This is a genomic window from Burkholderia pseudomultivorans (assembly GCF_001718415.1).
In the GTDB taxonomy this organism is placed as follows: Bacteria; Pseudomonadota; Gammaproteobacteria; order Burkholderiales; family Burkholderiaceae; genus Burkholderia; species Burkholderia pseudomultivorans_A.
The window spans coordinates 1,955,448-1,975,373 of record NZ_CP013378.1; the positions used below are offsets into that span (position 1 = coordinate 1,955,448).

Sequence of the window (19,926 nt, forward strand, 5' to 3'; positions counted from 1 at the left end):
CTTAATAAATGGAAGTGCTGGGAGAGTGCCGATGCTGAATGAATCTCAGGGTTTTTCGAAGGAGCTTGATGAGGAGTGGTACGCGCGAGAATATCCGGATGTCGAGATTTCTGGGTTATCTCCTGCTGAGCACTATAAAAAATACGGTGCTCTTCTCGGGCGTCCTCCTCGCCCATCGACGTCTGTCGTAGCCGACGATTCGGAAAATGTGTCACCTGGGGCATTACCAAAGCTCTTTGAGGACTTACGACTGATCACAACGCACTCTCTGGCGAAAGCGCGAGAAGAAGTCGCTATACCAACCGAGGGGAGCGCTCCGACTCAGGAACTGCTTCGTCGTCAAGTGCCAGAAAGGGTATCCACGGCTGCTTCCACTGAATTGAATGCTGCGGACGCTCACAGTAGTAAAGAAAATAAATCGGCGGCGAATATAAAACTCCAGCCGAAAGCGGACAAGAAGAAAGCTAAAGCGGATCAATCTGTTCAGCGGGAATCAAGCGCGGCGGGAATTGCCACAAAGCCGGGTAGCCAGGGAGCGGTTGTGGTCAAGCAGCATTATTCCCTTGCAGAGCAGATCAGCATTGCTGAATCAAGTGGCTTGGTTAATAAGAAGTGGTATGCATCGGAGTATAAAGACATCGCTAGACGTGGCGCAGAGCCTGTTTCCCATTTCATAAGGCATGGCGCGCGCGAGGGGAGAGACCCGGGCCCGGGTTTCAGCACCAAATGGTACGTTGACGAGTACGGAGCAGAAATTCCGGAAGGTATCAATCCGTTGATTCACTATTGTCTGTGGGGAAAATCAAAAGGATATTTACCAAAACCCAAGTCCCGAAACTCTAAGGTTTGGTGGATGGCCGTGCTCTCTTCGTCAGGAAATGGGCAGGATCTGTTCGACGAGGAGAATATTCTCGCCACTCGATCTGTCTTTGACGCGTCGAATCGCCTAGCGAAGAAGGATTGTTTGCCGGCTATAATCATTCCAGTTTATAACGCTCCCGAAGAAGTTGAGGAATGTCTGCGATCCGTGTTTTTGCATACGGAAAAATCTTGTCGCATAATAGTTATTGACGACGCTAGCCCTGACCCAAAAATCAAAAAAATTCTCGGTAAATATAAGGGAAAAAGAAATCTGGAGATTCATGTAAATAAGAAAAATTTGGGGTTCACGCGAACTGTTAATCGCGGAATCTCCTTGGCGGGGCGATCGGACGTGGTCTTCCTGAATTCGGATACAAAGGTGACGCCTGGCTGGTTGCGGAGGTTGAGGATCGCCGCGTATTCGAGTCGTGATATTGGCACTGTTACGCCATTTTCCAATAACGCAGGCGCATTTTCGGCACCGATCGCTGGCCCCGAAGAATCGCCGGTGCCCGAGTGGCTGAGTCTCGACGAATATGCCCGGGCAATTGCACATGCTTCTCGAAGAGAGTACCCCGAGGTTCCAACTGGGAACGGCTTCTGCTTGTACATTCGTCGTGATTGCCTCGACGAAGTTGGCGAGCTGGATGCTGTCAGCTTCCCCCGTGGATACGGAGAGGAAAACGACTTTTGCATGCGTGCAGGCCGATTGGGGTGGCGCCATATTATCGATGACTCAAGCTACGTTTATCACGTCAGATCCGCGAGTTTCGGAGAATCCAAGCGTGACCTAATGGCGGCGGGGCGACGGGTTATTGACGAAAGGTATCCGAATTATTCAGCGCTTATTCGGGAAAGTTTTAATTCACAGTCCATAAAGCGGGCGAGGGATCAAGTAAGAATTGCATCTGATGCTTTAGGTGAGAGTGGCGATGAGGCAAAACCTCGCATCCTCTACGTGTTGTCGACATACACCGGAGGAACACCTCAGACAAATCAAGATTTGATGCAGTCTATCAATGACAGACTAGAAACGTTTGTTCTTCGATGCAACAGCAAGCGAATGAGTTTGATGTACTACCTGGAAGGTGAGTACATTGAAATGGAAACGCATATTCTTTCGAGTGAAATAAAGGCATTTCCGCATCGTAGCGAGGAGTACGATGTTGTGATTGCTAATTGGCTTGTTAAATACGCAATCGAACTGGTGCACGTTCGGCATATCGCATGGCATGGTTTCGGACTGATTGAGCAGGCGAAGAACATCGGATTGCCAGTGGTATTTTCATTCCACGATTTCTACACTGTCTGTCCGACCGTTAATCTTCTGGATGAGACAAATACATTCTGCTCCGGAAAGTGCTCGTCTGGCAAGGGCGAATGTGTGCACGCTCTTTGGACCGAGCCAGATTTTCCGCCGCTAAAGAATAACGCCATTCACCAATGGCGAATCATGTTCGGGAACCTGCTGAAGCGTTGTGACGCGTTTGTTACAACCGCGCCAAGTGCTAGGGACCTTATGATATCGACATATCCGTTCCTGAAGGATCGGATATTTGAAGTGATTCCTCACGGTCGAAATTTTGTAGATTTTTACGATATTGCAGCGGACTTTAATGCTTCCGAAAAGCTTCGAATTTTGGTGCCGGGCAACATTTCAAATTGGAAAGGTGCTGACGTAGTCAGGTATCTTAGCAAACACGCTGAGTCTCATAATTTCGAGATGCATATTATGGGAAGCGCGTCTGATGACTTGATGTCGGCGCCAGGAATTGTCTATCACGGAAAGTACGATAGAGAAGAGTTTGGGGAGATTGTAAAAAGGATAGATCCGCATATCGGTGCGGTCTTTTCTATTTCGCTGGAAACGTATTGCCATACCTTGACAGAGATGTGGTCCCTCGGCATTCCAGTGCTCGCGTACGACCTTGGTGCCGCCGGCGATCGAATCGAAGAAACCCAGGCCGGTTGGTTGGCAGGTGATGTATCGCCCGAAGCGGCTTTGGCCTTGATTCTTCGTCTGAAGGACAATCCGCAAGATATCGAGGAAAAGAGAAGCAACGTTCTTGCATGGCAAAAAAGCGAAGGCACTTTGCATAATTGCGAATACATGGCTCATCGATACTTCGATGTCTACCGCTCGCTTCTGTTTGGCGGCATGCCTCGGCCGAGCGATAGTCGACCGAAAGTGGGAATTATTGTGCCTAATTCTCTGCTGAAAAATTATCAATTACAGAAAGCCCCCGCCTCGACGCATATCCGACTTGGCGAGAAAACACGGGATGGCTTCGACCGAAGTATTCGATATGAGTATGTAAATGGCGATGCTCATATTGATCACCTGATCTCACGCTACGATGCTATTTTGATTCAACGGACAGCTCTGACGGGTAGTCGTGTTATTCCTGTCGTCGATGCTCTCACGGCTGCTGAAAAACCTCTTATTTTTGAGTTGGATGACGATTTGTTGGAGCGTGCGGAACGCGACGGGCAAACAGGCGGCGAATATGGAGAATATCTGAATTCTGTTCGTACTTTACTCACGCGATCATCATTAGTGACTGTTTCGACGGCCGAGCTCAAGACTCGATACCAGGCGCTAAATGACAATATTGCGATTATTGAGAACGCTGTAAGCGAGAGACTCTGGTTGTCTCCTGTTCCGTCGCACGTGAGCGATCTGATCGGTAGAAAGAATCCCGGGGAGACATGGGCCGTCTACATGGGATCTAGTACACATAGTGAAGATCTCGCTCTTTTAAAAAATGCGGTGCGACAGGCCAATCGAAAGTGCCCTGGCCTTCGTCTTTTCACAATTGGTATCACCGGAGAGAAAGGAGACTGGTACGAGTCAATTCCGATTCCGGAGGATAAAAGAAATTATCCGGATTTCGTAAGATGGCTGCGCGGAATATTGAATGCAATGGATTTTGGTGTCGCCCCTCTCGTGGAGTCCAGTTTTAATGCGGCAAAATCCGATCTCAAATTTCTTGAGTACTCTGCTGCGAAGCTGCCGGTAATGTGTAGTCGGGTTAAACCCTACGTGGATGTTGTCATCCACGGTAAAAATGGTATGCTGGTCGAAAACAACGATGAAGCATGGGAGTATGCTCTGTTATTTGCATGTCAAAATGCCAATAAAATGCTGGAAATGGCAAGGGAGGGTTTTGAGTATGCAAAGAATGAGCGCTCCGTGCGTCGTCAGTTGAGTGATTTCGATGCAGCGATCTATGCTCTGATTAGAGGTAAATCGACCGTGCGGCATGGATCTCTGGCAAGAAAGGTAAACTAATTTTATGGTGATCGAGTTTTGAAAATCGGAATTGCTGCCATATTTAAAAATGAATGTGAATTCATTCTTGAATGGATTGCATATCATCGTGCTATCGGCATCGATTACTTTCTTATTGCTGACAATGAGAGTGAGGACGGCTCTGCCGAACTGCTTGGAAGCCTTGAGGCGGCTGGATTTATTCAGGCAATGCAATTTCAAAATCCGATTGACCAACGGCCGCAGTTGCCGGCATATTCACATATGCTGAAAGTTTGTCCGGAAGATGTGGATCTGCTTGCGTTCATTGATGCAGACGAATTCATTCTTCCATTGGACGGGAGTGATTCGATACGATCTTTCTTCGGCCGAATATTCTCCGACGAAGCCGTGAGTGCGCTCGCCCTGAATTGGGCAACTTATGGGTCATGTGGTCAGGTTTTTGCTACCAATGAATTGGTGATCGATAGATTCACCAAAATGGCAGAAAAGGATTTTGGAGTAAATAATCATTACAAGAGTATTGTGCGTCCCGCGAGAGTTGATTTTTTTGAAAACCCACATCATGCGAAGCTGATTGGCGGCCGTTTCGTTGACTCGATCGGAAATGATGTCGTTTATCATGAGCGACACGGGCACGGATTAAGTCGAGATGTGGTTTGGGGTGGGGCGCGCGTAAATCATTACGCGGTAAAATCGCTCGAGGAGTTTTTGGTTGGTAAAAGTCGGAAGGGGAGTGCGAGTCGGGCATCGAGAGTTAAGCATGCTGATTATTTTTATCGCCATGATAAAAATGATGTCGTGTCAGAGATCCCACGGTCACTCCATTCCAGGGTTTTGGCGGAGCTTGAGTTAATAAAATCTGGATTGGAAAGAGTGAGGGAGTCAGAGGAGAGCCGAGCGAGCGACAAACCCCCTGCGTTGAAAAGGATTATGAAAATTATCGGCTTTTGATTTACGTGGCGAAGCATGAGAAATTTTGGTTCTTGTTGTTGGGGAATTATATTTTTGAACGCTTCGTCGATTTTTGATTGACGATGTTGCAGGTCTAAAGTATTCGGGATGGCAAGTAGTTGGTTCTTGGTGGATTTAATTTTTCAAATGGAGGTTGAGCTATGTATAGTCAACTGCTTGTTGCTTTTGGTCATGATGGAGTGCGTCTGATGTTTGGGCGGGGGCGGCAACTTTCGGCCGCTGGCAAAGGATTTGGGGCATTTTTTTGTGGGTTGCTCTTTTTGCTATTCATGAGCGAGCGGAGTGTCGCAGCCTCGGCTCTCCGGGAAGCTGATTTTGGTGATCGCGGTGGGCAGGTTACTCAATTCAATGAGCATTACCGTTTATTTAAGCGTGACGGGCAAACGTTTAACATGCCCTATCAAGGGCAAGCTGCGCCACCTCAGGTGAGTGACAAGGCCTCGAAAATTGGTGGGCGGTCGTTGAAGCTGACTATTGGCCCTTCCGCGCCCGGGCAAACAACGAATGATCGATCGGAATTTACCCTTGTACATCAAGGGGATCCCTTGGCGCTGCGCCTTGGCGAGGAACGCTATATGGGATTTTCGATTTTCTTTGATAAGGATTCTTTTCCCCCTCCAAAAGGGGAGATTATCGTTAGCCAGATTTGGCAGCCTTTCAAGGAAGAGAAGGCCGGTCCCGCGGCGTTCATCGTAATGGTTCCCGAAAAAGACGATTTGAGCTTTACACTCGCCACTCGTGATGATAGGAGCGAGAAATCGACGCAAGTGAATTTGGGACATCCCCGTTTTCTCCGAAATCAGTGGAATTCGGTGGTTCTCCATGTGCTGCCTAGAGCGATAAATGATCCGGACGGACCGGGTTTGATCGAGATGTGGCTCAATGGAGTATATCTTGGGGGATCTAAACGAACTTGGGGGCATGCATCATCGAATTTCCTTAATACCTTTGATGTGAGAGTCGGTCTATACGGAAATCCTCAGCCTGTAGCACATACTATTTGGATTGATCAGTTGCGCTGGGGAACATCGCGAGAAGCGGTTACGCCGCATTGATGCCACTGCTCTCGTATCGAGACGTCGGATTTAGATGTTCGCGTTCGACGTCTCCATAAGTGCCCAAATTGGAGCGATATCAAATCGCCGTTGATTGCGTATTGGGGCAGGCGAGGCGGCTGATTTGTGACGAGGTGCGATCGATAGCTCCCGGTGTACCAACTATCGATCTATACGGCCGGTGTGGTGTATGAAACCAACGCACCTTCCACCCTTGGACAAACAGGTCGAAGCTCCAGACGTCCTGGAGGCTGCCAGGTGTTCGGGCCCCGTTAATTTTGATGTACACTTCACAATCCTACGTTCTCATGACGTAGATAGAAAATTACTTCCCTGAAAGTTATGGCCAACGAAAAAGAAGTGGCGCTGTCTTCCATTTCGCTTACACAAAAAAATCTTCCGGTCGTTAAAGATATTAACGAAGGATTATCTTCTCAAGTGGATTGCGAGGTCGCTATTTCGTCGCATACAATCGCAAATCCCGGTGTTGGCGTATTTGATGAGTTGGACTTGGAAAGCGAGCTCCAAGGTGAGGAGAGGGGAAATGCCATTTTTTTGCCGGAATGTTGGAGAAGTAATAATTTCGCTATTGATAATGTTTCTCTTTCTTTTTTAAGTCGGCCGTATGTTTTTGGCGGACGTATAAGTCGACGTGTAGCTGGATTCCATTTTTTTGGGCAAACGATTGTCACGTCGGATGGCCGTCTGATTGATGGCTCGTATGGAACGATGGATGGAAACCGAGATTTGCCTGGCGATATTTTGCATAAAGAAGCGAGCGAGTTTAGGTATCAAGGCCCTCAGTTCGCGGAGGAACTGCCTGGTGTTTATTATTTGATTGGCAATGTTCATCGGCACTTCGGACACGTACTGCTCGAAGGTTTGACGCGGCTCTGGGCGCTCCCATTTTTTGAAGAAAATCCGTCGGTTCGATTTGCTATATACGAAGATGAAATAAAACCATTTGCGCTGACACTGCTTGAACTCGCCGGAGTTGACCTGGACAGAATAGTGACGGTACCCAAGGCTGCTATCTTGGAAAAGCTTGTGGTGCCGTCGCCTTCCATGCGTTCGCATCGTTGGATTGCACCGCAGCAAATGGACGTCTGGCGCACAATTTCCGCCCATGCTGCAGGAGTTTCTCCTGGTCGTCCGACAAGGAAGGTGTACCTGTCACGAAAATCTGTTCCCGACCGGCCGTTGACAAATGAGCTCGAGGTGGAGAATTTCTTTGTCAAGCAGGGATTTGAAGTGATTTGTCCCGAGGCGATTGGCCTGAAAGAGCAGATAAAAATCGCAAACGAATCTTGTGTTTTGGCCGGCCCTGTTGGAAGTCAGATGTATCTTGCTGCCTTTCAGCAGAAAGGCTCAGGTTGCTTTGTGGTGGCGCCACGGAATTTTTATTTGAGAGATGATAGTTTAATAGCATCTGCGAATAACGCGCGCCTCCGAGTTTGCTTTGGGTCGTCGATTGATTTTAAAAAGCCAAAGGAAGAGCGGGGTTGGTTTGTTGATGTTGAGAAATTGGAGAGGTCGTACTCGATTTTTGAGGGTGGAGTCGAGTTGTAGATTTGGATGGAGGTAAAGTCGATCCCCGTCGCGTGTTGTTGATGTGCGTTTTGAATGCCCATGACGTGACGTGGAGTGAGATTTCGTTAGTTCGAGTCAGGAAATTTTTTATTGACTTAAAAAATATCGAGATTGATGCGGTTGAGTGTATATGCAACCGTATTGGCTGTGCGCATTTCCGTGTGACATCGCGGATTTTGTGTCGAGGCGGGCCTGTCAGGAATTTTGTGTTTAAGGCATAACATGCTCCCAAGGAGAGTTTATGCCTCGCAAACCGAAAGCCCAGCCGGCGGCTCTGCCGGCGATTCCGGCCGAGCTGCTCGAGCAGTTCGGCAACGGTCCGATGACGGCCGAAGCCATCAACGCCGCGACGCTGGCGCTCAAGAAGGCGCTGATCGAACGGGCGCTGGGCGGCGAGATGAACCATCATCTCGGCTACCCTCCCGGTGCTGCCAAGCCGGTCAACGCCACGAATCAGCGCAACGGCAAAGGGGCCAAGACGGTTCTGACCGAAGACGGCCCGATCCGTATCGAGGTGCCGCGTGACCGCGACGGCAGCTTCGAACCCATCCTGATTCCCAAGCACGAACGGCGCTTCACGGGCTTCGACGACAAGATCGTCGCCATGTATGCCCGAGGCATGACCGTACGCGAGATTCAGGGCTTCTTGCTGGAACAGTACGGCACCGAGGTCTCGCCCGACTTCATCAGTTCGGTCACCGACGAGGTCATGGCCGAAGTAACCGCCTGGCAGGCCCGACCGCTTGAGCCGATGTATCCGGTCGTGTTTTTCGACGCACTGCGGGTCAAGATTCGCGAAGACGCCGTCGTGCGCAACAAGGCGGTCTATCTGGCGCTGGGCGTGCTGCCCGACGGCACGCGGGAAATCCTGGGCCTGTGGATCGAGAATACCGAGGGGGCCAAGTTCTGGATGAAGGTGTTCAACGATCTGAAGACGCGCGGCGTTCACGACATCCTGATTGCCGTCACGGACGGGCTCAAGGGCATGCCCGAAGCGCTGGCCGCCGTGTTCCCGGCCACCACGCTGCAGACCTGCATCGTCCACCTCATCCGCAACAGCCTCGATTACGCCAGTTGGAAGGACCGCCGAGGCTTGGCCGCGGCGATCAAGCCGATCTACGCCGCTCCCAGCGCGGAAGCCGCTCAGGCCGAACTCGATGCGTTTGCGGATGGGCCGTGGGGTCAGAAATTCCCGACTGTCAGTAGCGCGTGGCGCAACGCCTGGGATCGCGTGATCCCGTTCTTTGCGTTTCCGCCGGGTGTGCGCAAGATCATTTACACGACGAACGCGATTGAAAATATCAACTCGCAGTTGCGCAAGATCATCAAGACCCGTGGTCACTTCCCGACCGACGAGGCTGCCACCAAGCTCATCTGGCTGGCCTTGCGCAACATCACCGCGAACTGGGGGAGCGCCGCTCACGACTGGAAGACGGCCATGAACCAATTCGCTATCCTTTACGCAGATCGATTCGTTCGGCCTTCCGTGTAATTACTCCACCCGCCTTGAACACGGAAATCCTGACACCCCCGTCGAGGCGGACAGCGTATGCGGTTTTAGTCGCTGCCAAAGAGATCTCGGGTATACACCTTTTCAACAACATCGTCCAAAGCCGAAGTCAGACGATTGCTAATAATCACATCCGATTCCTTCTTGAACGCCTCAAGATCCTCGACGACCCGCGAATGGAAGAATTCTGCTTCCTTCAGCGCCGGTTCATACACGATAACCTCGACCCCCTTCGCCTTGATCCGTTTCATCACCCCCTGAATGCTTGACGCACGGAAGTTGTCCGAGCCGCTCTTCATGATAAGCCGATAGATCCCGACGACCTTCGGCTTGCGGCGCAATACGTCTTCGGCAATGAAATCCTTGCGCGTGGTGTTGGACGCGACGATCGCCTGGATCAGGTTCTGCGGCACCGCCTTGTAGTTGGCGAGAAGCTGCTTGGTGTCCTTTGGCAGGCAGTAACCGCCGTAACCGAACGACGGGTTGTTGTAGTGGTCACCGATGCGCGGATCGAGACACACGCCGTCGATGATCTGGCGCGTATCCAGGCCGTGCGTCGCAGCGTACGTATCGAGTTCGTTGAAATACGACACACGCATCGCGAGGTAGGTATTCGCGAACAGCTTGATGGCTTCGGCCTCGGTCGAGTCGGTGAAGAGGACGGAGATATCCTTCTTGATCGCCCCTTCCTGGAGCAGTTCGGCAAACACCTTCGCCCGTTCCGATCGCTCGCCGACGATGATGCGCGACGGATGCAGGTTGTCGTGCAACGCTCGGCCTTCGCGCAGGAATTCAGGGGAGAAAATCACGCGGTCGCAATTCAGCTCCTGCCGAATCTTCGCGGTATAACCGACCGGCACGGTCGACTTGATCACCATCACCGCCTTCGGATTGATCGCCTGGACGTCCTTGATTACGGCCTCGATCGAGCGCGTGTTGAAGTAATTGGTCTCGGGATCGTAGTCCGTCGGAGTCGCGATGACGACGTAGTCCGCTCCTTCATAGGCATCGTGCTTGTCCAGCGTCGCGCGGAAATTCAGTTGCTTGTTCGCAAGATAGTCTTCGATCTCGGCATCGATGATCGGAGACTGCTTGCGATTAAGCAGTTCGACCTTCTCGGCAACGATGTCCAGCGCGACGACTTCGTGATGCTGAGCCAGCAGGATGCCGTTGGAAAGTCCGACGTAGCCGGTACCGGCAATAGCGATTTTCATGATTTATCGTTTATTGAATTTGAACGAGAGTGGCCCTTGACCCAACCTACGGCAGCTAGCGCTTTTCGATCAACACCTTCATCGCCTCGACCGTCCTGTCGATCTGCGCCTCGCTATGCGTGCAAGCGATGAAGAACCGCAACCGCGCCGACTGTTCCGGCACGGCCGGATACAGGATCGGCTGCACATTGATACCCTGCTCGAACAGCGCGTCCGACCACTTGGTGGCCCGCAACGAACTGCCGAGAATCGCCGGAATGACGGCAATCCCCGCGCTGCTGCCCGTATCGATCCCCGCGGCCTTGGCCTGGGCAAGAAAATACTGTCCGCGCGCCTGCAGCGTCGCCACGCGCTCGGGCAACTCCAGCATGCGCTGCAGCGCCGCGAGGGACGCCGCGGCCACCGGCGGCGGCATGCCTACGCTGTACAGGAACCCCGGCGCGAGAAACTTCAGATGCTCGACGAGCGCCGTCTCGCCGGCGATATAACCACCGCAGCCGGCCAGCGATTTGCTCAGCGTACCCATCCAGATATCGACGGCATCGCCGGCGAGGCCGAAGTGCTCGCGAATCCCGCGCCCCGTCTTGCCCATCACGCCCATCGAATGCGCTTCATCCACCATCAGGAATGCCCGATGGCGGCGCTTGATGTCGACGAAGCGCGGCAGGTCGGGGTAGTCGCCGTCCATGCTGTAGATGCCTTCCAGCACGATCAGCACGCGTTCGAACTGGTGCCGCTGCTCGGTCAGCAGCCGTTCGAGCGCATCGGCGTCGTTGTGCGCGAACGAAAAGCGCTTCGCGCCGGAAAGCTGGATCCCCTGCAGCACGCTGTTGTGGATCAGCTCGTCGTGGATCACCAGATCGCGCGGCCCGAACAGATAACCGATCGTGGTCACGTTGGCCGCATGACCACTCACGAACGTGATCGCGTCGTCCACGCCGTACAGATCGGCGAGCGCACGTTCGAGTTCGCGGTGAATCGGGCGTTCGCCCGACACCAGGCGGCTGGCCGACACCGACGTGCCGTACCGGTCGATCGCATCCTTCGCCGCTTGCGAGACAACCGGGTCGCCCGACATGTCGAGGTAGTTGTAGCTCGCGTAATTGACATACGTATTGCCGGCGATATCGGTCTGCGCGCCGGCGGTGCCTTCGTGCAGCTTGAAGAACGGGCTGCGCACGCCGAGGCGGGCGGCACCGTCGTTCATGATGCGCAGCTGGCGGTAGCCCGGATACTGGTCGAAGCGCGTGTACGCGTCGGGTACCGACGAGGCCGTTTTCCGGCCCGCGACGGGCGCAGCCGCGGGCTGGTCGCGTCCGGCTTCGCGCAGCTTGCGCTCGAGTGCCTGCTGGATGAGCTTGTTCTTCAGGGCCGAGGTCAGGCCCGGCAGGCCGGTGGTTTTGGTCTTGCTCATGTCGCGCTTATCGGATCATGCGTTGCGGCTTGTGGCCCGCTTCTTGTGCGGCCTTGATTTCGTCGGTGAACTCGGCGAGCGCTTCGCTGGAAACGTCCTCGGTATGCTGGGCCACCACGTGCGCGACCTGCTGAGCGACGGTATCCGGCTCGGCCGGCTCGTCGCCGCGCAGCACTTCGATCAGGCGCGTCGCCAGCTTGGTCATGGTGGGGCTCTCGGAGAGCGCCATGACCGGCAGCCGGACGCCGAAGCGGCTTTCGAGCGCCACCACCAGTTCCACGCCCATCAGCGAATCGAGGCCCATGTCGTAAACCGAACGGTCGGGGTCGATCTTGTCGGCCGGCACGCGCAGGATCTCGCTGACTTCATGCTTGATCATGTCGACCACCGCGGGGTGCAGTTCCTCGTCGTTCAGCGTGGCCAGCAACTCGGCGACGTCGTCGCTGCCGTCCTCGTCCTGATGCGAGGTCGCCGCATCGCGCGCCACCCAGGCGAACTTCGGCGTTTGCGCGCTCGGCAGGAAGCGGGCCAGCGAGCGCCAGTCGAGTTCGAGCACGCCGAGGTCGCCGGTGTCGGCGAGCAGCATGTCTTCGAGTGCGTCGAGCGCCGTCGCGGCGGGCAGGGCGCTGCCGCCCATGCGGTTTTGCAGCGCGTCCTTGACCTTCTGGTTGCGCGCGAGGAAGCCGGCATCGGCAATCGCGCCCCAGCGCGGGCTGGTGGCGGGCAAGCCGCGCGCGCGCCGGTGGCGGGCCAGCGCCTCGAGCCAGCCGTTTGCGGCCACGTAATTCGACTGGCCCGGGTTGCCGAACAGCGTGGTGCCCGACGAATGGAACACGAAAAAGTCCAGCGGCAGCGCGCGAGTCAGTTCGTCGAGGTGCAGCGCGCCGACGATCTTGGGTGCCATCACGCGTTCGATTTGCGCGGCGGTCGCTCCGCGCACGAGGCCGTCGTCGATGACCATCGCGGCATGCACGATGCCGCGCAGCGGCGGCATCTGCGCTTCCACATGCGCGAGCAGTGCGGCGAGCGCCGCGCGGTCGGTCACGTCGCACGGCGCGGCATGCACGGCGACGCCGCGTTCGCGCAGTACGGCGATCGCTTCCTGCGCTTCTTCCGACGCCGGGCCGCTGCGGCTCACGAGCACCAGATGGCGCGCACCCTTGTCGGCCAGCCATTGCGCGGTGCGCAGCCCGAATCCGGACAGGCCCCCGGTGACGAGATAGCTCGCGTCGTCGCGCAGCTTCAATTCGCCGTCGCTCGCGACCGCTGGCGCGGGGGCGTTCGCGTGCAGGCCGCGACGATAGGTGATCACGATCTTGCCGATCTGGCGCGCCTGCTGCATGTGGCGGAACGCATCGACGATGTCGTTCGCGTCGAACGCGTGATATGGCAGCGGGCGCAGCACGCCTTCCTCGAACAGCGCCATCATCTCGCCGTACAGGCGCCGGGTCAGGTCGGGGCGCTTCGACATCAGCTGATCGGCATCGATGCCGAAGTAGCTGATGTTGTTGCGGAACGGGCGCAGGCCAATGCGCGTGTTCTCGTAGAAGTCGCGCTTGCCCAGCTCCAGGAACCGGCCGAACGGCTTCAGCGCACGCAGGTTGCGGTTGATGGCTTCGCCTGCGAGCGAATTCAGCACGACGTCGACGCCTTCGCCGTCGGTGGCCGCGAGGATTTCGTCGGCGAAGTCGAGCGAGCGCGAATCGTAGATGTGCTTCACGCCCATCAGGCGCAGGAAGTCGCGTTTCTCGTCCGAACCGGCACTCGCGTGAATCTCCGCGCCGATCCATTGCGCGAACTGGATTGCCGCGATGCCGACGCCGCCGGCCGCGCCGTGGATCAGCACGCGTTCGCCGGGCTCGAGCCGCGCGAGGTGATGCAGCGCGTAGTAGACGGTGAAGAACGTGCTCGGGATCGTCGCCGCGGCCTCGAACGACAGGCTGCGCGGGATGTGCGACAGCGCGCTCGGCTGGGTCACGACGACGTTGCCGAAGCTGGCTGGCCCGAAGCCGACCACCGCGTCGCCTGCCTTGTAGCCGGTGACCTTGCGGCCCACGCGCTCGACGACGCCCGAGAACTCGAGGCCCAGCGTCGGGCCGGCAAAGCCGTTTTCGATCGCTTCGTCGGACAGCAGTCCCAGCGTGTACATCACGTCGCGGAAATTCAGGCCGGTGGCCTCGACGCGAATTTGCAACTCGTCCTCGCGCATGTCGGGCAGCGGATGGGCTTCCCAGCGCAGGTTGCGCAACTGACCCGGCACTTCGAAACCGAGGCGCAGCGCGGTGTCCGCGGCGGAGGCGGGCGCTGCCGGCGATTCGGCATGCGGGCGCGGGTTCTTGCGCAGGCGCGGTGCATAACGTTCGCCGGCTGCGCCCAGCGCGACTTCCTGCTCGCCGTCCGGCCACAGCAGTTCACGCGCGAGTGCTTCCAGCGGCACTGGAGCAGCCTGCGGCAGGTCGACGAGACGCACGTCGAATCCGGCGGCCTCGTTGATCATCGTGCGGCCGTAGAGCCACAGCGACGCATCGTTCAGCGTCGCATAACCGTCGACTTGCGCGGCGGGCAGGAACGGCGCGGCGCCGGCGGTCAGCAGCCACAGCGTGGTCTTCAGGCCGGCGCGTTCGCTTGCCGACGCGAGCCCGGCGGCCAGCGCACAGCGCTGCACCTGAGCCTGCAGCAGGCGTTGCGGATCGTCGGCGTCCAGGTTCGCGCCGCTGGCGAGGCCCGCAAGATGCACGATGCCGCGGATTTCGCCGAGCTCGGCTTGCGCGCGCTGCAGCAGCGCGTCCAGTTGCTCCGGCTTGACGTCGGTCTCGATGCGCACCGGCAAGCGGCGGCGGCTCGACAGGTGATCGGCCAGCTTGCGTGCGGCGCCGGATTCGCCGGCCGTATGCGCATCGGCGAGAATCAGCCAGCCGCCTTGCGGCACTTGCGGCTGCGCGACGGCGGACGCTTCCACGGGCAGGCCTGCCGCGAGCAGATAGGGGCCGCACGCGCTTTCCGGCGCGAGTTCCAGCGGCTCGTCGCAATCGAGGCCGAGCTGAGCCAGTTCGGATTGCCAGTAGGCCGCCGTGCGTTGCGGGGTGCCGGGCGTGCCGTCGGCGCGCTTGGTCCACCACGCGGCGTTGCCGCCGAAGATGAAGTCCATCCACGCGGCGGGTTGCGTGCCCCACAGCAGCAGCGTACCGCCGGGCTTCAGTCGGTTCGCGCCATATTGCAGCGCCTGGCGGGCCGCTTCGAGGCTGCCGAAGTCGCCATGGAACACGATCAGGTCGACGTCGCGGCGGGTGCTCGTCGCGTTGGCGTCGATCCGCTCGACCGACAGTTCGGGGCAGTGCTCGCGCAGGCGCTCCGCGTGTTCGAGCGCGGCGTCTTCGGAACTTGCGTAGCCGAAGTCGGCGACGGCGAAATCCAGATGGCGGCACAGCTCGGTTGCGACGCGCGATGCGCCGGCCCCGATTTCCAGGATGCCGACGCGCTGTTCGGGCGCGCGGGCGAGCAGTGCTTTCTCGAGATGGGCGCCCAGCGTGTCGGACAGCCGCTGGCTGGCCGCGTCGCCGAGCACGTAGTGTGCGAGTTCGACGGGCGAGATGTCGCGCGGGCAGACGTTCGCCCACGCGGCTTCGCCGCTCAGCAGCGCCGGCAGGTGCAGGCCGATGCGCCCGGTCGCGTGGACCAGCGTGAAGTAATCGGGGTATTCGCGCAGCAGGCTGTTCCAGATGTCGGCCGTGCTGGCGCCGTCGTCCTGCGGCACGTCGATCTGCCAGTCCGGTGAATCGGCGAGCCGGCGTGCGCTGCGGGCGAGCAGCCAGTCGAGCAGCGGCGCCGCGTGCGGTGCGGCGTCGCGACAGGCGGTGAGCGCGCTCGCGTCGAGGCGGTCGTTCGTCGACAGCGTCAGCAGCGCGTCGGCGGCATAGCGGTCGCACAACGTTTCCAGCAGCGGATCGACTTCCTGCGCGTAGCGTTCGAGCAGGCCGTCCGTCACGATGGAGCGGACCATCGCGCGCAGCGCGGGCTGCAGCGCGTTGCGTCGCAGTGCGGGGTTCGCCTGTTGCGGGTGCTGCGGATGCGGGCTCGGAATCGCGGCGTAGTCGAGGAATGCGAGCGGTTCGGCATGCGACTTCGACAGGCGCACGCTGCGGAAGCGCGCTTCGCTGACGGCCGCGATCTGCTGCCCCTGTTCGTCGAACAGCGCGAATTCGGCGGTGAGCGAATGCGGCGCGCGCTTGAGCAGGCGTGCGCGCACGCGATGCGGCGTGCCGAGGCCGGCCCGCCAGCGCAGTCGGCCGATGCGGGTCGGCACGAACGCGACGCCCTGGCCGAGCGACGGATCATCCTTCAGCATCTGGATGATGAGCTGGAACGTGCAGTCGAGCAGCGCCGGGTGCAGCAGGCTGTGCGGCAGGCTCGCGGCGAGCGCCGCTGGTGCGTGCAGCACGGCCACTACGTCGCGCGGCGATTCGAGCCAGCCGTGCGACACCGCCTGGAAGGCCGGGCCGTAGTCCAGCTCGGCCGCGCGCGTCAGCGCGAGGTGCGTCTCGCCCGTGAAATCGGGCTCGCGCGCGGGCAGGGCGGGTGCGGTTTCGGTCAGTTGCTGCGGGTTCGCACCCGACAGCAGGCGGCCGCTCGCATGCACGGTCCACGGGTCGGAGCTGCCGACCTGCTTGCTGCGCAGCCGGAAGCGGCCGTCGCTGTCGTCGAGCGACAGGCGCGTGATCTTGCTCGGCGTGGTCGACAGCAGCAGCGGCGCATGAATTTCCAGTTCCTCGATGTCCGCGTGATCGCCCGGGTGCCATTGCAGCGCGGCGGCGAGCGCGATTTCCGCGAAGCCGGAGCCCGGGAACACGGTCGCGTGGCCGACGACATGGTCGGCCAGCCACGGCTGGAGGAGCGTATCGAGCTGGTTTTCCCACGCCGGTTGCGTCTGCTGGCTCATCTTGTAGCCGAGCAGCGGATGCACGCGGCGGCGTCCGAGCTGGTTCAGCGATTCGGTCGTGACCGGGTGCCAGTAGCGCTCGCGCTGCCATGCGTACGACGGCAGTTCGGCGCGGGCCGCGCCGGTCGGGAAGAAGTGCGCCCAGTCGATCGGCGCGCCGCTGATGATGGTCTGCGCGACGGCGGCCTGCACACGCTCGGGCGCGTCGTCGTTGCGACGGCCGGTCGGGATGCAGACGCCGGTCTTGCCGTGATGCTTGAGCATCTCGTTGACGTAGCTGCGCAGCACGGGCGCCGGGCCGACCTCGATCAGCACGTCGCTGCCTTGCGCGACGAGGTTGTCGAGTGCCTGCTCGAAGCGCACCGGGACGCGGATGTTGCGCCACCAGTAATCGGCATCGAGCGCTGCGCCGTCGAGCAGCGCGCCTTCGACGGTCGAGAAGAACGGCACGTCGCCGCGTTGCGGACGAATGTGCGCGAGCGCCTGCTTGAGCGGCGCTTCGATCGGATCCATCGCGCTGCTGTGGAACGCGTAATCGAGATCGAGCTGCTTGTAGAACACGCGCCGCTCGGCCAGCACGTGGCCGACCTGCTCCAGCGCTTCCACGGCGCCCGCAAGCGTCGCGCCCTTGGTGCTGTTGTAGCCGGCGACGCACAGCGCGTGCTGAAGGCCGAGTTCGTCGAGCAGCGCGGCGGCGGCGACGCCGTCCATGCCGACTGCCGCCATGCGCCCCTTGCCCTTCGTGAGTCCCTGCTGCTGGCTACGGTGATAGATCACCGTGATCGCGTCGGCCAGCGTGAGCGCGCCGCATGCCCAGGCGGCGGCGACTTCGCCGACGCTGTGTCCGGTGACGGCGGTGGGCTGCACGCCCTGCGCGGCGAGCATGCGCGTGATGCCGACCTGGATCGCGAAGAGGGCGGGCTGAGCGATTTCGGTGCGTTCGTAGACGTCGCCCTGCGCGTCGCGCTCGAACAGTTCCTTCAGCGACCAGCCGGCGAGTTTGACGAACAGCCCGTCGATGTCGGCGACCGACTGCGCGAATACGGGATGCGCGAGCAGCTTGCCGCCCATGCCGGCCCACTGCGAACCGTTGCCCGAGTAGACGAACACCGGGCCCTGTGCGTCACGCACGCCGACGCCGGTGTGCACGGCCGGATTCGCAGCGTCGTCCGCGCCGATCTGGTCGAGCAGTTGAGCGATGCTTTCGCTGTCCGCGCCGAATACCACCGCGCGCTTGTCGTGCCAGTCGCGACGCAGTGCGGCTGCGTAGGCAACGTCGTACAGCGCGGGCGCGGACGGGCTGCGCAGCGTGTCGGCGAGCTGGCGGGCGTTGGCCTGCAGCGCGTCCGCGCTGCGGCCGGTCACGACGACCGGCACGGCGGCCGCCGGGTGTGACGCGGTGTCGGTGGCACGGACGGTTTCCGCCGGCGACTGCAGGATCACGTGCGCATTCGCGCCGCCGAAGCCGAACGAGTTCACGCCGATCGTCAGCGTGCCCGTTTCGCGCAGCGGATGGGGCTTCGTCACGACCCGGATGTTCCAGTCGTCGAAGCGGATGTTCGGGTTGAATTCCTGGATGCCGATCGTGCCCGGCACCACGCGATGCTGCAGGCTGTAGACGGCCTTGACCAACCCGGCGACGCCGGATGCCGCTTCGAGGTGTCCGAGGTTGCTCTTGACCGAGCCGATCGGCAGCGGTGCGCCGGCGGGGCGTCGCTGGCCGAGCGCCTGTCCGATCGCGCGGGTTTCGATCGGATCGCCGACCGGCGTGCCGGTGCCGTGCGCTTCCAGATAGTCGATGGCCTCGGGCGGAATGCCTGCCTGTTCGTAGACCTGCCGCATCAGCGCGGTCTGCGCGTCGACGCTCGGCACGGTCAGGCCGGACTTGCGACCGTCGGTGTTGACGGCGGTGCCGGCCACGACGGCGAGGATGCGATCGCCATCGGCGAGCGCCTGGTCGTAGTCCTTCAGCAGGAACAGGCCGCCGCCTTCGGAGCGCACGTAACCGTCGCCCGACGCGTCGAAGACCTTGCATCGCCCGTTCGGCGACAGCATCGAGGCCTTCGAGAAGGTGATGAAGCCATACGGATGCAGGTGCAGGCTGACGCCGCCCGCGATCGCGTGGCTGATTTCGCCGTTCGCGATCGCGCGGCACGCGAGGTGGAACGCCACCATCGCGGACGAGCAGGCGGTATCGACCGCGAGACTCGGGCCGCGCAGGTCGAAGACGTAGGACAGGCGGTTGGCGGCGATGCTGGCGGTGTTGCCGGTCGCCATCGAGGCGTCGACCGTGGCGAGATCGTCGGCCATCCGGTACGAGTAGTCGGCGCTGGCGATGCCGACGAATACGCCGCAATCGCTGCCGCGCAGCGACGAGGGCTTGACGCCCGCGTTTTCGATGCTTTCCCAGCAGAGTTCCAGCAACAGGCGTTGCTGAGGATCCATCAGCGCGGCTTCGCGCGGCGAGATGCCGAAGAAGTCGGCGTCGAAGCCCGAGACGTCGCCGATCGAACCGGCGGCGAACGTGTAAGCGGTGCCCGGATGTTCCTTGGCCGGATGCAGGTATGCATCCTTCGACCATCTGCCGGGCTCGACTTCCGTCACGCAGTCCTTGCCGTTGAGCAGATCGCTCCAGTAGTGACGACTATCTGTTCCCGGAAATCGAAATGCCAATCCGACTAAAGCGACGCTTTTGCTCATGAGCTTCTTTCTTTTGTTGCTGGCTGACTGTGTGATTTCCCTGTTAATGCGTGGAAGTACGAGACGGCCCGGATGTACGCGTATGGGAGTAGGAATTGCCGTGTCCGCCAGCCTTGGGACATGGGTGCGACCCGCGATTTTATCCCGAAAGCTGACCAGTACGTAAAATTCGATCTTACGATCGTAAGAATCCTAGTCGGCAGGCCGGGCGGGGCAGCCCGGGATTGCGTCCGCCGCGCGGGGATCGGCACATTGATTCGTAGGACGTTATATTGGGATCATTCCCTGAATGATTGCTTACAGAGTGGGACGGTAAATCGTACTCGTCGGATATTTTCCCGTCGAGGGTCGGTATCGATGTGCCGGTAATATTTGCTTTTCCGACGATGCGTCCGGACCC

The 19,926-nt window shown here is 58.8% G+C and carries 8 protein-coding genes; 5 read left to right on the forward strand and 3 right to left on the reverse strand.

Translation table 11 applies throughout. The annotated features are described in order from the left end of the window. The first annotated feature begins 31 nt into the window (after positions 1 to 31). From WS57_RS37205 to WS57_RS21360, 5 genes are all read left to right on the forward strand, one after another. Positions 32 to 4,153: a glycosyltransferase gene (locus WS57_RS37205; RefSeq protein WP_155774331.1), complete on the forward strand. Its 4,122-nt coding sequence runs from the start codon at positions 32 to 34 to the stop codon at positions 4,151 to 4,153. Positions 4,154 to 4,171: 18 nt separating this feature from the next. Then, entirely contained in the window at positions 4,172 to 5,086 is a 915-nt protein-coding gene (locus tag WS57_RS21355) for a glycosyltransferase family 2 protein (RefSeq protein ID WP_069244806.1), read from the forward strand. Positions 5,087 to 5,247: 161 nt separating this feature from the next. Next, positions 5,248 to 6,162 (forward strand): heparin lyase I family protein, encoded by a 915-nt coding sequence (locus tag WS57_RS36025; RefSeq protein ID WP_081337652.1) that lies wholly within the window; start codon positions 5,248 to 5,250, stop codon positions 6,160 to 6,162. A gap of 342 nt (positions 6,163 to 6,504) precedes the next feature. Then, positions 6,505 to 7,731 carry a glycosyltransferase family 61 protein gene (locus WS57_RS36030; RefSeq protein WP_081337653.1) on the forward strand — a complete coding sequence of 409 codons (1,227 nt, stop codon included), beginning with the start codon at positions 6,505 to 6,507 and terminating at the stop codon, positions 7,729 to 7,731. 262 nt (positions 7,732 to 7,993) lie between these two features. Then, positions 7,994 to 9,244: an IS256 family transposase gene (locus WS57_RS21360; RefSeq protein WP_038455837.1), complete on the forward strand. Its 1,251-nt coding sequence runs from the start codon at positions 7,994 to 7,996 to the stop codon at positions 9,242 to 9,244. A 65-nt stretch (positions 9,245 to 9,309) separates the two neighbouring features. Here WS57_RS21360 and WS57_RS21365 read toward each other — a convergent pair whose 3' ends face one another. From WS57_RS21365 to WS57_RS21375, 3 genes are read right to left on the reverse strand one after another with little or no spacing between them, the layout of a single operon-like run. Further along, positions 9,310 to 10,476, reverse strand: coding sequence for a nucleotide sugar dehydrogenase (locus tag WS57_RS21365; RefSeq protein WP_069244807.1), 1,167 nt, complete (start codon positions 10,474 to 10,476; stop codon positions 9,310 to 9,312). 55 nt (positions 10,477 to 10,531) lie between these two features. After that, positions 10,532 to 11,890, reverse strand: coding sequence for an aminotransferase class I/II-fold pyridoxal phosphate-dependent enzyme (locus tag WS57_RS21370; protein ID WP_059603863.1), 1,359 nt, complete (start codon positions 11,888 to 11,890; stop codon positions 10,532 to 10,534). Positions 11,891 to 11,897: 7 nt separating this feature from the next. Further along, a complete protein-coding gene (locus WS57_RS21375; RefSeq protein WP_069244808.1) occupies positions 11,898 to 19,526 on the reverse strand; it encodes a type I polyketide synthase in 7,629 nt (2,542 codons plus the stop codon). Positions 19,527 to 19,926 lie beyond the last annotated feature (400 nt).